The organism is Lysinibacillus sp. FJAT-14222, from assembly GCF_001278875.1.
GTDB lineage: Bacteria > Bacillota > Bacilli > Bacillales_A > Planococcaceae > Lysinibacillus > Lysinibacillus agricola.
Genome location: NZ_LIYL01000021.1, coordinates 363,629 through 378,185 on the forward strand (window position 1 = coordinate 363,629; position 14,557 = coordinate 378,185).

10 protein-coding genes and 2 pseudogenes are annotated in these 14,557 nt (G+C 37.5%); 6 read left to right on the forward strand and 6 right to left on the reverse strand.

Annotated features, from left to right (window positions below; all coding sequences use genetic code 11):
* The first annotated feature begins 2 nt into the window (after positions 1 to 2).
* Complete coding sequence (locus AN161_RS11370; protein ID WP_053594460.1) at positions 3 to 2,027, forward strand: hydantoinase/oxoprolinase family protein; 2,025 nt, start codon at positions 3 to 5, stop codon at positions 2,025 to 2,027.
* 23 nt (positions 2,028 to 2,050) lie between these two features.
* Complete coding sequence (locus AN161_RS11375; protein WP_053594461.1) at positions 2,051 to 4,030, forward strand: hydantoinase B/oxoprolinase family protein; 1,980 nt, start codon at positions 2,051 to 2,053, stop codon at positions 4,028 to 4,030.
* A gap of 304 nt (positions 4,031 to 4,334) precedes the next feature.
* On the opposite strand, the gene solA is transcribed toward AN161_RS11375, so the two are convergent.
* The 6 genes from solA to AN161_RS11400 all read right to left on the reverse strand — a co-directional run bounded on the left by solA (position 4,335) and on the right by AN161_RS11400 (position 11,025).
* On the reverse strand, positions 4,335 to 5,459 hold the full coding sequence (solA, locus tag AN161_RS11380; RefSeq protein WP_053594462.1) for an N-methyl-L-tryptophan oxidase: 1,125 nt from the start codon (positions 5,457 to 5,459) through the stop codon (positions 4,335 to 4,337).
* A gap of 123 nt (positions 5,460 to 5,582) precedes the next feature.
* Positions 5,583 to 6,935: a solute carrier family 23 protein gene (locus AN161_RS11385; protein WP_053594463.1), complete on the reverse strand. Its 1,353-nt coding sequence runs from the start codon at positions 6,933 to 6,935 to the stop codon at positions 5,583 to 5,585.
* Between the two features lie 53 nt (positions 6,936 to 6,988).
* Entirely contained in the window at positions 6,989 to 8,356 is a 1,368-nt protein-coding gene (guaD, locus tag AN161_RS11390; protein ID WP_053594464.1) for a guanine deaminase, read from the reverse strand.
* A 535-nt stretch (positions 8,357 to 8,891) separates the two neighbouring features.
* Positions 8,892 to 9,278 carry a DUF5071 domain-containing protein gene (locus AN161_RS11395; RefSeq protein WP_053594465.1) on the reverse strand — a complete coding sequence of 129 codons (387 nt, stop codon included), beginning with the start codon at positions 9,276 to 9,278 and terminating at the stop codon, positions 8,892 to 8,894.
* A gap of 218 nt (positions 9,279 to 9,496) precedes the next feature.
* The gene (locus AN161_RS30575) at positions 9,497 to 9,703 is read right to left on the reverse strand and encodes a hypothetical protein (protein ID WP_075807225.1); all 207 of its coding nucleotides are present in this window, start codon (positions 9,701 to 9,703) and stop codon (positions 9,497 to 9,499) included.
* A 431-nt stretch (positions 9,704 to 10,134) separates the two neighbouring features.
* Entirely contained in the window at positions 10,135 to 11,025 is an 891-nt protein-coding gene (locus AN161_RS11400) for a LysR family transcriptional regulator (RefSeq protein ID WP_053594466.1), read from the reverse strand.
* A gap of 118 nt (positions 11,026 to 11,143) precedes the next feature.
* Between AN161_RS11400 and AN161_RS11405 the strand changes: the two genes are divergently transcribed.
* The 4 genes and pseudogenes from AN161_RS11405 to AN161_RS11420 all read left to right on the forward strand — a co-directional run.
* Positions 11,144 to 12,346, forward strand: coding sequence for a YbfB/YjiJ family MFS transporter (locus AN161_RS11405; protein ID WP_053594467.1), 1,203 nt, complete (start codon positions 11,144 to 11,146; stop codon positions 12,344 to 12,346).
* 186 nt (positions 12,347 to 12,532) lie between these two features.
* Positions 12,533 to 13,293: pseudogene (locus tag AN161_RS11410) on the forward strand (class I SAM-dependent methyltransferase).
* Between the two features lie 13 nt (positions 13,294 to 13,306).
* A complete protein-coding gene (locus AN161_RS11415) occupies positions 13,307 to 13,540 on the forward strand; it encodes a DUF6886 family protein (RefSeq protein ID WP_241774548.1) in 234 nt (77 codons plus the stop codon).
* Positions 13,541 to 13,653: 113 nt separating this feature from the next.
* Positions 13,654 to 14,557 (forward strand): annotated as a pseudogene (locus AN161_RS11420) (hypothetical protein); the annotation flags it as partial.

Genomic DNA, 14,557 nt, shown 5'->3' on the forward strand with positions numbered 1-14,557 from the left:
CTATGGCACAAAGTCGTTTAGCAATTGATGTCGGTGGAACGTTTACGGATGTATTTGTTTTTAATGAAGAGACGGGAGAAGTATTTGTCACAAAAACTTCGTCTACACCTTCAAATCCGGAGCAAGGAATTTTAAATGGAGTAGAAAAAGCAGCATTAAATGGCAAAGATATTAAAATTTTTTCTCATGGCACAACAGTTGGAACGAATGCGTTAATTGAGCGCAAGTTGCCAAAAACAGCTCTTATTACGACAAAGGGCTTTAGAGATGTCATTGAAATTCGCCGGGGAACGAAAGAAGATATTTGGGACACATACAAAGATACAGCGAGGCCTTATATTCAACGACGGGATCGATTTGAAGTGACAGAACGAATAGATTATGAAGGAAATATTCTTCAGGTTATTGATGAAGAGGAAATTCGTTTATTAGCCAAAAAATTAAAACGACGAGGAACAGAATCCATTGCCGTATGTTTCATCAATGCCTACGTGAACGGGGAAAATGAGGCGAAAGTCAAAGAAATTTTAAAAGAGGAATTACCGGATGTATATGTTTGTATTTCAAGCGAGGTGCTTCCGGAAATTTTTGAGCATGAGCGTATGAGTACAACCATTATCAATGCAGTGCTTGGACCAATTATGAGTAATTACATTAGTAAGTTAAGCAATGAAATGCAGAAAAAGGGCTATGAAGAAGAAATATTAGTTTTGCATTCTGGTGGCGGTGTCATGACTTCAAGTACAGTTCCCCGCTATGCTGCTAGATTGGCAAGTTCTGGGATAGCCGCCGGAGCTATTGCGAGTAAGCATATCGCAAAGTTATGCGGATTTGACAATGCAATCGGCTTAGATATGGGAGGTACAAGTACGGATATTTCACTGATGTATAAGGGAGATATACGAATTACAAAGGACTGGTCGATAGAATATGGCTATCCAATTGGTTTCCCAAGTATTGAAATATTAACAATAGGAGCAGGCGGAGGTAGTCTCGCCTGGAAAGATGAAGGCGGTTCATTACGTAATGGACCACAAAGTGCAGGGGCAGTACCAGGACCAGCTTGCTATGGCCGAGGAGGCACTGAGCCCACTAACTCGGATGCAAATTTAGTGTTAGGACGTCTAGGTGTGGATTTGTTAGATGGGACGATGCAGTTAAACAAAGAGGCAGCTAGAGAGGCTGTGAAAAAAATCGCCAATGCATTCGATCAAACGGTTGAGGAAGCGGCAAGTGCCATCATAGAAGTTGCAAATGCCAATATGAGTGATGCAGTTCGATTAATATCGGTACGGAGAGGCTATGATCCCCGTGATTTCGCGCTTGTAGCCTTTGGTGGTGCAGGTCCATTACACGGTGCCTATTTGGCAAAAGATTTAAACATTCCAAAAGTCATTATTCCTACGCATCCAGGTGTAGCAGCGGCAATGGGGTGCCTACTTGTAGATGTACGCCATGATATTTCTAAAACATATGTGAAAAAACTAGATGAAGTAAGTGTAGAGGAACTGACAACTCAATTTAGTGAATTGCGAGAAGAGGCAAGAGAATTATTAGAAGAGGAAGGAATAGCAGAAAACACATCGTCATTAACGAATTATATAGATCTTCGTTATAAGGGACAATGGAGATATCTAGCTGTTCTCGTATCCGATCAAATCACTTCCCTAGATGCTATTTTGGGAGCGTTCCATAAAGAACATGAACGAGAATTTGCATTTTCCGATAAGGACCAAGCAGTAGAAATATTTGGCCTACGTGTAACGGCTATAGGCACAGTACCAAAGCCTAATTTCCCGCAATATGTTCCTGAAGGCTCGCTTGAAGATGCTTTCAAAGAAACACGTCCAGTTTATTTTGAGGATAAATATATTGAAACTAACGTATATAATCGCGATAAAATACCTGTTTACACGCAATTTGCTGGTCCAGCCATTATTGATCAGCTGGATACGACGACTGTTATTCCACCAGGATTTACAGCGGAAGTAGATGCCTATAAAAATATTATTATTACGGTGAACTAATACGCGATAAGGAGGAATTGGCTATGAGTACAACGAAATTGGAGACAAATCATAAGGTTCAAAATCTAGACCCAGTAACATTTGAAGTGTTAAAAAACGGCTTTGTGAATTTAGTCGATCAAATGGCTGAACAAATGCTGCGTACATGTTACTCATTTGTTATTTATAATCGAGACTTCAGCTGTGCATTATGCGACGCACAGGGGAATACGATTATGCAAGGAACGCAAGATATTTCTGTACATGTAGGGACATTGCATTTAACTGCAAAAGCTGTCTTAGAGGATTTCGCTGATGACATCCATCCAGGTGATGTATTTTTAGTAAATGATCCTTATCGTGGAGGAACACATTTCAGTGATGTACGTGTGATTTTACCAGTATTTCATGATGACAAACTGATTGCACTCATGCAAACAAATGGACACTGGGCAGATGTTGGTGGCTCTAACCCGGGTTCCTTTGATATTACAGCAAAGGAACATTACGGGGAAGGACTGCGTATCCCACCTGTACGTATTTATAGTAAAGGTCAATATTTAACAGATGTTGTAAAGATTATTGTTATGAATATGCGTATCCCAGAAGAACGTATTGGAGATTTACGTTCTCAAGTGGAAGCGGCGAAGGTTGGAGAGAAGCAACTCAAGGAAATGATTGAAAAGTACGGCATCAATACGGTGCTAGTAGCTTTTGAGGAAGTCCAAAATTATGTAGAGCGATTAATGAGAGCGAAAATTAAAGCTTTACCTAAAGATCAGTGGGAAACAGTGGACTATATCGATATGGACCCACAATTAGGAGATGGCCTCATCCCAATTCGTGTGAAAATGACCATTACGGAGGATGAAATAGCTTATGATTTAAGTGATTCACATCCTTATATTAGCTGTTTTTTAAATGCAGGGTTTGGTTCAGCACTTTCTGGTACTTATGCAGGAACCAAAACATTTTTCCCAGAGATCCCGCTGAACTCAGGATTTTATCGTGTTGTGAAAATATTTCTTCCTGAAAACTCCGTCGTTAACGCACCTAGCCCAGTAGCTGTTTCTGGCTATTGTTCAGGGGCGTTTGAAAAAATTATGAATGCCTGCTTCGAATTATGGTCAAATATTATGCCTGAACGCGCTATCGCATGTTCATTTAATTTAGAGTATTTATTAATAGGCGGGTATGATCAGCGGAGAGATAGTAGTGAATATTTTATGTGGTATGACTGGATGGCAGGTGGCCATGGTGGACGTATTGACCGAGATGGTGCGAATACAACCTCACCAGTGTTCGGGGTAGGGTTAAGTGTTCAGCCATGTGAAGGGCAGGAACGTTTGTCACCAGTTGTGACAACGAAACATGAAATTATTATAGATTCTGCTGGTCCAGGTAAATACCGTGGTGGCTGTGGTGTAGAAAAGGGAGGCATTTTAACAGATGTCAACCAAACAGTGATGTCCTATTGCTGTGATCGCTCTCGCTCCATTACATGGGGGATTATGGGTGGCTTACCTTCTATCGCACAAGGGGCAATTTTAAACCCAAACAAAGAGGATGAAAAATTTTTAGGCACGATTTTCTCCAATATTGAATTGAAGAAAGGTGATTCCTTTACACGTCCCTCAGCAGGAGGCGGTGGTTTAGGTGACCCATTAGCACGAGATGTAAAAGCTGTTTTAGAGGACGTTATTGATGAATATGTTTCGATTGAACGTGCCAAGCTTGATTACGGCGTAGTCATTAACGAAATTGACCGCGATATGGATGCCTTCGAAATTGATATGGCTACTACATTAAAAGAACGCGATTATATTCGCAAAAATCGCCATAGATGGCTGGAAACAGATCCAATAGAAGTTGAGCTGATGTATAATAAAGGTGAAATTAATCAAATGGATGTTGTTCGAAGATATGGTGTCATTATGGATTACCAAACAAATAAAGCATTGCCGATCTCAACAGAGCAATACCGAGAATCGATGAAGAAACGTTCTTTGGCCTATTGGGGATAGACATAACGTTCTAGCGGCGGGGTCAAGTATCAACTAACTTTAATCATAAATAAGAGAGTAGTTCGCACTACTCTCTCTGCGAAATTAGGGTATACAAATTTTTAATGTCCAGTAATGCATATACTATGAAAAATATCACTACATAACTTAAAAACTCTAAAGGTAAAGAGTTGTTGTTTAATATTCCTATATCACTTGAAACTTTTTGAATGATCAATGTTAAAAACATAGCTAATCCAATCATTAAAAGCTTACGGTCTTGTAAACCCGACACAGTAGTAAGTGCATTAGGAGAAGCAAAGTGTTAGTGTGTATTAAATCGACTAAGCCTAAAGATTGATAAATCCTGTTTACTTTTCCCGTTTAGAGTTAAATCAGTTAATACCTCACCAACGGCACTACTGAATTTAAAACCATGTCCTGAGAAGCCTGCTGCAATAACAATATTTCGATGCTCAGGTAAAAAATCAATAATGAAATCTTCATCTGGTGTCATCGAATATTTACATGTTTTTCCGAATTTCAGTGTACCGTGCTGAGGCATAAAACGATTGATAAAGCTTTGTAAATCTATTGTATCCTGTTCGTCGAATGGGCGAAGAGGGTCGTTTGGATTGATAGCCTCACCACCATCATGTCTGCCAAGCTTCAGGCCAGCTCCATCAATACTCGGAAAACCATAGTACGAGGAATCTGCGAATTCAAAACAATAGGCTGGGAAAACATTTTCACGATAAAGTTGCTCATCCGCTTCAAACCACGCAAAGGTTTTTCTAGTTGGTGTAACCGGGATGGTGATGCCCATTGATTGTAGTAACTCAGTCGCCCAAGCACCAGCTGTTACGATTAAATGCTTTGCTTCGTAAACGCTATTTGCCGTTTGGACACGTACAATGTTTCCAGCTTCGATGTTCTGCACTTTTTCATTTGTATGTAAGGTTGCTCCTGCCTCGATAGCTAAAGTTTTATAAGCGCGAATGCACGCTTCTACACGAAGGACACCAGCAGTAGGCTCATAGCAAGCAACAAAGTTTTCAGGTAAGGATAATCCAGACCATTTTTCCATTGCTTCAGCTGCTGAATACTGTTCTAATGATAAATCGTATAGCTTAGCACTGGTTTTCACATTTTGAATAAAAGAATGGGTTTCTTCACCGACATTCATGACACCTGTTTGTAAAAATAAAGATTCATCCGTTAACGCTTCAAGTTCTTTCCATAATTCACCTGCTCTTTTGACAAAAGGTACATAGCTAGCCCCTTCACCATACGCAAAGCGAATAATTCTTGTATCGCCATGATGGCTACCTTCTTCGTGTGGTGGATCAAAGGCATCAAGCATCAAGACGTTTTTTCCTGCTTTCGCTAAATTATAGCCTGCTGCCATCCCCATTGATCCTGCACCAATTATAATTACGTCATATATCATTACAATCCCTACTTTTTTGCTCTAGTATAACAAAACAGAAGAAGATAAGACAGAAATTTCAGGAAATAATTTAAATAAGAAACTGCACAACTATTCCTATAAGAAAAGTTGTGCAGTTTAAAGTTATTTCCCACTAGGTAATAATTTATTCAACAATATGGCTGCTATAGCAGCTGTTGCTATTGGGGAGCCGAATAAGTATTGAACGGTTGTTGGTAATGAGTATAAGAAATCTTTTGGAAGTAATGTTAGAGCTAATGTTAAAATCACCGGTACAGCGATTACATACATTTCCTTTTCACCGATGCTTTCATTTTTCATTACTTGTAAACCACTGATTGCAATGATGCCACAAACAATCACGAATACACCACCGATAACTGCTGATGGAATAGCAGAAATAAGAGCAGCTAATTTTCCAGAGAATCCGAATAAAATAAACCAAAAACCTGCAGCAATAAAAACTCGTCTACTTGCGATACCTGTAATCGATATCACACCTGCATTTGTTGAATAGCCAGTGACAGGAGTTGAGCCTAGTAATGATGCAATAAAACAACCAATTCCTTCGCCGATCACCCCGCGATTAATTTGTTTATCAGTTAATGGTTTATCGATGACGTTACTCACTGCAAACCATGTACCTGTTGTTTCTGCCATTAAGACGATATAAATAATCACCATTGTAATGATGGCAGAAAAATTAAACGTGAAGCTGAAATCTGCAAATGGAACTTGAGGCATACTAAACCATCTTGCTTGTGACACTGCTGATAAATCTAAAACACCCATAATATTTGCTGCAATACAACCTGCGATTAAAGCGATAATTACTGAAGCGATACGAAATACGCGGCCTTTTTTATGAAAGACAGAACCTAACATGACGCAAAGGATTAGAACGATAGCTGAAGTTAAAGCTAAATAAATGTTTTGGTTAATAGATGGGCCTGCTGCATTATAAATGTTATTACTTAAACCTACAGGCATTAATGAAAGACCGACCACAAAGATAATTGTCCCTCCGACAATTGGCGGAATGAAAGTTTTCACGATTTTATTGAATATACCTGTAAAACCTAAAATAATAACTAAGATGGCGCCGACTAAACTTGCTCCTAATACAGTACTCCAACCAAGATCTCCACCACCACTAGCTGCATAAATACCTACAATGGCACCGATTGGAACATATGAAGGACCTTGTGCTATCGGTAACCTCATGCAAAAGTGAGTTTGAATAATCGTTGCAATCCCTGCCGCAATGAAAGTCGATTGAATCAAAGCGCTTGATTGACCTGATTGTAAACCGATTAACATGGCAATTAAGAAAGGCACTACGTAGACATCCATTGCCATGACGTGCTGTAAACCAAGTAGGGCGGATTGGCCGAATGACACCTTCTCATCTGGTAAAACTGTTAACTGCTGAGTTTTTATTTTATCGTTAGCTAATTTGTTATGTTGCGTTTCCACTAAGATGTACACCTCAAAATTGTAAATTTATTATTTTTTACGCAAGAGACTATTTATGCTCTAGCGTGAACTTTATTTCCTTGTACCCAAACTTCACGGATATTTTCAGGGCGCACAAGATACATAATTTTTTGGAAAATATCCTGTAAATCTTCCTTGTGATCAAAAATAGGAAGTTTTGCAGAAGGTATGTTAGTATCGATGATTTGTACATCCCACGTGTAGTTTTCCTGTAATCGACCAATTGGTAGGCTCAAGCTTTCTCCGCCACCTGCTGTTGCTAAATAAAATGCTTCATTAATCGTAATACGTGAATTTGGGACACCACGTTTTTCAGCAGGAATAGATGTATCCACACCGTCTTCTAGCATTCTAGATGACATGACTGCTTGTCTAGCATTATCGAATAGGCTTGGTGAGAAACCACCAGAAATATCTGACCCTAATCCGATATCAACGCCTTTTGCATGGAAGCGAGCAATTGGAATGACACTATTTGCAAAATAAGCATTGGAAATTGGACAATGACCAATCGCAGTGCCTGTTTCAGCAAATAGCTGTGCATCGTCATCGTCTAAGAAATTACAATGTGCCATCACAGATTTATCGCCTAATAGTCCAAAATCATGTAGGGCAAAGGCATCATTTTTCTTAAATCGTTCCTTTACGTAGCCATGCTCCCAATCGCTTTCACTACAATGTGACTGGATATGTGTATCGTATTTAGCAGCTAATTCTCCCAAGCCTTTTAGTGCACCGTCTGTACAGCTTGGAATAAAGCGTGGTGTTACAACTGGATAAACACCCTGTTTCGTTGATTTGGCTAATTCCTTCACAGCTACAATAAATTCTTCTGTATCTTTTAGTGCAGTCTGAGTATTTGCATCTCGATAATAGTCTGGATTTTGCTCAGGATCATCCATCACAACTTTCCCGACTAGACCTCGTTGACCTTTTTCAGCACAAATTTTCGCTAATAGCAGGCTTGCTTCTTTATGGACAGTGGCAAAATAGAGTGATGTAGTCGTTCCATTTGCAAGAAGAGTGCTTACTAAATCTTCATAGACCTCTTGTGCAAACTCTAAATCGGAGAATTTGGATTCGATAGGGAAGGTGTATGTGTTTAGCCAGTCATAAAGTGGAATATCTAATGCAGTTCCAGCTTGTGCCCATTGCGGTGCATGTACATGCAAATCGACAAAGCCTGGTAAGAAATATTGTCCATCGGCTAATTGATGGAAAATTTCTTGATGTTGATATGTAGTTAGTAGATTTTGATAGTCTGCATGCTCAGGAGCTGCTGTTTTTTCAATCATCCCGTCAGCATTAATGAAGAATAAATAATCCTTTAAAATTTGTACTTTAGAAGGAGACTTACTTGAAAAAGCTGTCCCTTTGAAAATTAACGTATATTCAGTCATAAAAACCACCTTAATGTTCGTGTATTAATGAATGCATGGATTATTATAGGTCATTAAAACTGATTCGTCTACAAAAAAACGAATATTAATAGTTTTGTTTCAGGATTTTTAAACGGAGTTCACTATTTTTTTACAGCTTTTACAAGCATTAAGATGAATCCTCGCCAAAAGTGGGATGACATTTGTCAAACCTATACTAATATAGTTGATTGGAGTGGAGATTGGGCGACTCCTTGGGGATCAGCAATAAAGAAACGAAGGCTAAAACCATCACATCCTGTGATAACGCCTTCGTGACCAACTTCGTGCTGTTGCCGCTGACGCTTCGCTTTCGCGCAAAAAACATCTGTCGGCCCGAGATCATGGAGCTCTAGCGAAGCTGTCACTTTTGAAAAAAGATTGATTAAAATTTGCTGGCAATCCTCAGTTTCCTGATTAAATAAAACCTCGTATTTTGAAAATACGAGGTTTTATCTGTTTGTCTCTATTCATTTTTATAATAAAGATTGATTATTCTGGAACGCTAAAGCACCTTTTAGATTATTTCCAAAATCTCTTTTGCGATTTCATCAAGTTCTTCTGCGAGTTCATTATGTGTAGGTGTTTCAGCCACTCTTGTTAAATACTCTCTAAACTGAACTCTGGACTCTATCGGTAATTTTATAACTAAAAAGTGTAAAATAAACCACTTCCAGTTATCATCATCTGAAGATAAAACATCTTGCACATGTGGGACAATTTCTTCTGGAAAAGTTAAAAGTAATCCTAATACGCTTGGTGCCACAGGCCAATTCATATCTTGAATCCATTCGAGGAGGTTAGGCAGTATAGGCAATATTTTATCTCTATCCATTTTTTTAATCATTTCTACTCTATCATTATCAAATTTATGTCTTGGTAAAAGATCTTCAAAGTTTTCCATATGCATCCCTCCCTTAGATTTTTATACACGGCAATCTATTTATTATATCCATCTTTATTAAACTAATCTGCTCGTTAGTTCAATAAAAAAAGAGCTGCATATGCAACTCAATGTTCTTCAAGTAAAGCCCTCGTTAGCCATCCATGTAGCGCAAAAATCAGCACTTCACCACAGAAAATGAAAGATTATTACGTTCTTTCATGGGAGTTTAATAATTTCTACCCAAAATTTCTATCCAAAAACAGAAGCATATAACTAACTGCACAAAGATAAATTGCAACTTGAGTTATGATATAAATCGAAAACTCAAATGAAGTTAATCTTCTTTCTCTCCTAATTTTCTTAAAGTGCCTATAGTAATAGAATGAACATAGGAGTAATATTATTGCTGATATTTGGAATGTATTTTCCAATAGACTAACCAAAAAATCATCTCCTCACATTAATAATATTTTTTCATTTAACTCTTCTGTTCCTAGTTCAATAAATATATAAGTTCTCCTGAGAATAGACAAATCCTTCTTCAACTATTCTACGTCGTTAGTTTAAGTACATTTCTTCACAATTTTTATAGTGACATAAATATCTATCCAATAAAAAATCATCTCTCAACTAAGAGCTCTCTAGAGGGAAGATGATTTTAATCAACCTTTATTAAAAATTATCGAACTTTGTTATAAATTTTCAGAAGCGGTCATCGGGCACCCCAGGAAAGCACCAGGTCGGAACGGAAATCAATCCCATGGTGATGAGACTATGAGATATAGTAGATTACAATTTTTTGTAAATAAAAAAACTACACAACAATTCGTTATTGCACAAATTTTGTGTAGTTCAAACTTTTGAAAAGTATTTGTTATGAAATTGAGTCATTGATGATGTTAATAAAAGTATTAAAGGTCGAAGAGGTATTTTGTTCATTTTTTCTTGTACAAAGATAAATAGGACGCTGAATATCGATGTCTTTTATAAAAACTCGCGCTACTTGCTGTCGTTGAATAAAGCTAGAAGCCGCTATGGATGGAGCTAGCATCGTACCATACCCAGCTGCAATGGCGTAAATGGATTCATTGATACCGTCCAATTGTAGTCCTACTCTTGGTGGTGGAATTTTATGAACTTTACATAAAGCATTTAAATATTCTTTTGTAGAGCTACCATCTTCTCGTGAAACAAATGGCTGCTGCATTAATTCCGTTAATGACACTTTCTGATCTGCCAGCGGATGACCAAATGGGACGATAAACCAATAATCGAGATTCATGAGAAATTGATAATTAATATCTGGATGATGACCATCCTCTTTTACGATAAAAGCCATATCAACCTTATAGTGAAGTAATTCTTCAATAACTTGCTGGGAATTAGCCGTTTTAATGTGGATATTAGTTGTTGGATAGGCTTGTTTATACTTTGCGAGCCATTTCGGTAATAAGAAATGGGATGGAACATGGGTAGAAGCTATTTGTAATTCTTCATTACCTGTATTTTTTAATTGCTCTAGTTTGTTTTCAATATCCAATTCTAAATCGAATAATCGCTGAGCCTGTTTAAATAAAAACTCGCCATTTTGTGTTAAAGCAATTCCTCTACCTTTCGATTCTAAAAGAGTCAAGCCTAGTTCTTTTTCTAAATTTCTAATTTGAATGGTAACGGCAGGTTGACTAATCATTAGAGCTTGCGCTGCCTTTGAAACACTTTTAAGCTCAGCAACTTTTGTGAATAATCTAAGCGCATGTAAATTCATTATGTATCCCACCTCTTATAAAAATTTTTTATCCTTTTATATAAATTATATATTAGATTTATTAATTTTCACTCTGTATCCTTTTAATTACAAGAAGATTTTAGGGGGTGGGGACAAGATGAATCGACAGCACATCGGAATTTTATTTGGTGGGGTGCTATTACTTGTAGTGGCTATGGGGATTAGCCGGTTTGCATTCACGCCAATTTTGCCATTTATGCGTCATGATGTCGGATTTTCGTTTGAAGTTGCAGGATTTTTGGCATCGAGTAATTATATTGGCTATTTCATCGGTGCATTGTGGGCAGGATTTATCAATCGCCAAAAGAAGAACTTTTTATTGTTAAGTGTTGTCTTGAATGTCCTTTCTGTTGTTCTTATGGGAATCATTGAAATATATAGTGTTTGGCTTGTGCTTCGTCTGATTGCAGGCATTACAGGGGGACTTATTTTTGTATTAACATGTAGTATTGTTATGGATTATTTAGCAAAGCATTCCCTTACAAAATGGTCTGGCTATTTATTTGGCGGTATTGGATTAGGAATTGCTATTTCAGGTTTATTAGTCCCTGTAATTGAAGTACGTTTTGCTTGGCAAGGTACATGGATTGGCTTAGGGATATTATCTGCTGTTTTTTTAGTGGTGACATATATACTTTGGAGAGATTTGCATGTACAAGATAGTGTGAAAACTGCTAAATCCTCTGATGCGAAAATGACAAAGGGCTTTATGCCATGGCTAATTGTTGCATATGGTTTTGAGGGGTTAGGCTATATTATTACAGGTACTTTTTTAGTAGATATCATTCACAATATTCCTTCACTACAAGCATACTCTTCATATAGCTGGGTCATTGTTGGGGTAGCGGCGATCCCGTCAGCACCTGTTTGGACTGTATTATTAGAAAAATTCTCTGCCATCAAAATTTTGTTTTTCGCATATATATTACAAGTAATAGGCATCTTGTTACCAGTATTTTCACAAACAGTATGGAGCGTATTATTATCGTCATTTTTATTCGGCTTAACATTTGTAGGAATTGTGACGTTAACGACCTCCTATGCACGTCAGCTATTCCCAACACAAAGCGGTCCAGTAGTATCATTGTTAACAACGTTTTATGCATTTGGACAAATTATCGGACCAATTATCGCGGGTCAGCTTGTGGCGGTTTATAGTAGCTACAAGGCAGCGCTTGTATTTGCAGGAGTCATTGTATTTTTTGCATTGATTGTCATGTTATGTGGAAGATGGATCACTGTTAAACGACAGGCCACTGTAGACAATGCTTTACCTATCAAAACTCAATCTAGCCCTTAAAATAAGAAAAGCCAGAAATCCGATTGGGAATTTCTGGCTTATATTTTTACTAAAGATGGCGTGCCTCAATCTAAATGATATAAAAAAATAAAATAAAAGTCTATAACTTTTTGGGTGTATATGAAAAAATAGTAATGTGCACAAGGGACGTAACGTTACGATTCTATACAGAGATGAGGGAATTGTATGGCAAGAACAGTACCGACAGAAGAAGCGATTAAACGCTGGGATCAACATGCAGAAAGGTTTACAGCAAACTACGATGAACATGGTGGCATACACCGTGAAGTATTATTAAATCCAGCCATTTTTCATTATTAGAAGAGGTGAAAGGAAAAAGGTTACTAGATGCAGGCTGCGGAGAAGGCTATTTAAGTAGAATACTTGCTCAAAAAGGGGCTATTGTAACAGCAGTTGATTATTCAGAAAAGATGCTAGAAATTGCTAGAGAAAGAACATATGAGGAAGTTCCTATACAATATAAACATGGAAATTGCGAAAAACTAGATTTTTTATCAGATGAACAGTTCGATTGTATTGTTTCCAATATGGTCCTTCAAGATCTAGAGGATTATAAGGCAGCTTTGAGTGAAATGTATCGTCTTTTAAAACCTAATAGTACTTTCATCTTTTCTATTCTTCACCCGTGCTTTGTTACGCCGAATAGTGGATGGATAAGAAATGAACGGCTTGATCAACAGTATTGGAAGGTTCAGCGTTATTTTTATGAAGGGGTATATGATCAAAAGCTTCCGCTAGATTCCGATGAAAAAATTGTATTTTATCACCGAACATTAGCGAGCTATATGAAAGCAATTATTCAAACAGGCTTTTCTATAGAGGACGTTATCGAACCGATGCCTTCAAAAGAGATGCTAATAAAGTATCCACAATTCGAGGAAGATTTGCATTGTGCAGATTTTATCGTATTTAAATTAAGAACATAAAGGAGGGGAGCATGTGCGTATATTTCATGTGAGTGAGGAAAGCGATATTACCGTATTCCATCCCCGATTACCTGATCGACTAGATTTAGATCCAGAAAAAGGTCTAGTATGGGCAATTAACGATACATGTTTGCCGAATTTTTTAACACCTAGAAATTGTCCGAGAGTGTGCTACCATATTGGTGTCGATACAACTGAACAGGATAAACGAGCCTATATAGCATCGGCATCATGTTCACAGAAGTGAGCTTCAGGAAGCCCCCTTCTTCAGAGGTGGGAGGAATGAAGTGCTTTTTCTTTATAGAACATATGTTTATATTGTATATTGTGAATAATCGAAAAACAAAGGGGTGGCGGGTAATGACGAAATGGAAGAAAGATTGTTTTATTATAGAACTCAAGTTACTTATAGATACATGGCAAAAGGATCTCCTATTAAAACGTTTTGAAATTGCTCGTACACTCTATAATACAACTTTGTCTTATGCAGTAAAACAATATACTTTCATGCAAGATTCAAAACACTATCGAAAACAATTACGTTGTTACCAAAAAGCGAAAAAAACGAATGATTCAAAAGAATTGAAGCAGATCGCAAAAGAATTAGATAACATTCGTCAATCTTTTGGATTAAGTGAATATCAACTGCATGCGTATATTAAAAAGCATCAACATAACTATAAAAAACATATAGACAGCAATACTTCTCAGAAAATCGCCTCTACTGTCTGGAAAGCGGTTCAAGATGTTCTATTTAAAGGGAGTAAAGCACACTTTAAACGGTACGAAATGCTTCATTCTGTAGAAGGGAAATCTAATAAAGCAGGCATTCGATTTAAAGAAAATATTGTCTATTGGAATGGATTAACCCTTCCTGTTCGTATTCGTAAACAAGATTTGTTTGTAAAAGAATCCCTTGCCCTTCATACCATTAAATACTGTCGTCTAGTCAAAAAAGTGATTCGTGGAAAACATATTTTTTACGTACAACTTGTGATGGATGGGATTCCTCCTGCAAAGAAAATTCCATCAACAGGAGCCTTTCGGCATTCCTATCAAAAACAAAAACGAGTAGGTATTGACATGGGTCCTTCTACTGTTGCGATTGTTTCAGAAGAAACAGTTTTCATCCAACAACTTGCTCCAGAAGTACCTTTATTGGAGAAACAAAAAAGACGTTTATTACGCAAGTTGGATAGAAGTCGTAGAAGTACCAATCCTACCAATTTTAAAAAGGATGGGACTATAAAACATCAAACTCCGT

Excerpts from the sequence above, each read along its gene's own strand:
- AN161_RS11400 (WP_053594466.1), bottom strand. The coding sequence starts at position 11,025 with ATGAATTTACATGCGCTTAGATTATTCACAAAAGTTGCTGAGCTTAAA.
- AN161_RS11405 (WP_053594467.1), top strand. The coding sequence starts at position 11,144 with ATGAATCGACAGCACATCGGAATTTTATTTGGTGGGGTGCTATTACTT.
- AN161_RS11395 (WP_053594465.1), bottom strand. The coding sequence starts at position 9,278 with ATGGAAAACTTTGAAGATCTTTTACCAAGACATAAATTTGATAATGAT.
- guaD (WP_053594464.1), bottom strand. The coding sequence starts at position 8,356 with ATGACTGAATATACGTTAATTTTCAAAGGGACAGCTTTTTCAAGTAAG.
- AN161_RS11375 (WP_053594461.1), top strand. The coding sequence starts at position 2,051 with ATGAGTACAACGAAATTGGAGACAAATCATAAGGTTCAAAATCTAGAC.
- AN161_RS11370 (WP_053594460.1), top strand. The coding sequence starts at position 3 with ATGGCACAAAGTCGTTTAGCAATTGATGTCGGTGGAACGTTTACGGAT.
- solA (WP_053594462.1), bottom strand. The coding sequence starts at position 5,459 with ATGATATATGACGTAATTATAATTGGTGCAGGATCAATGGGGATGGCA.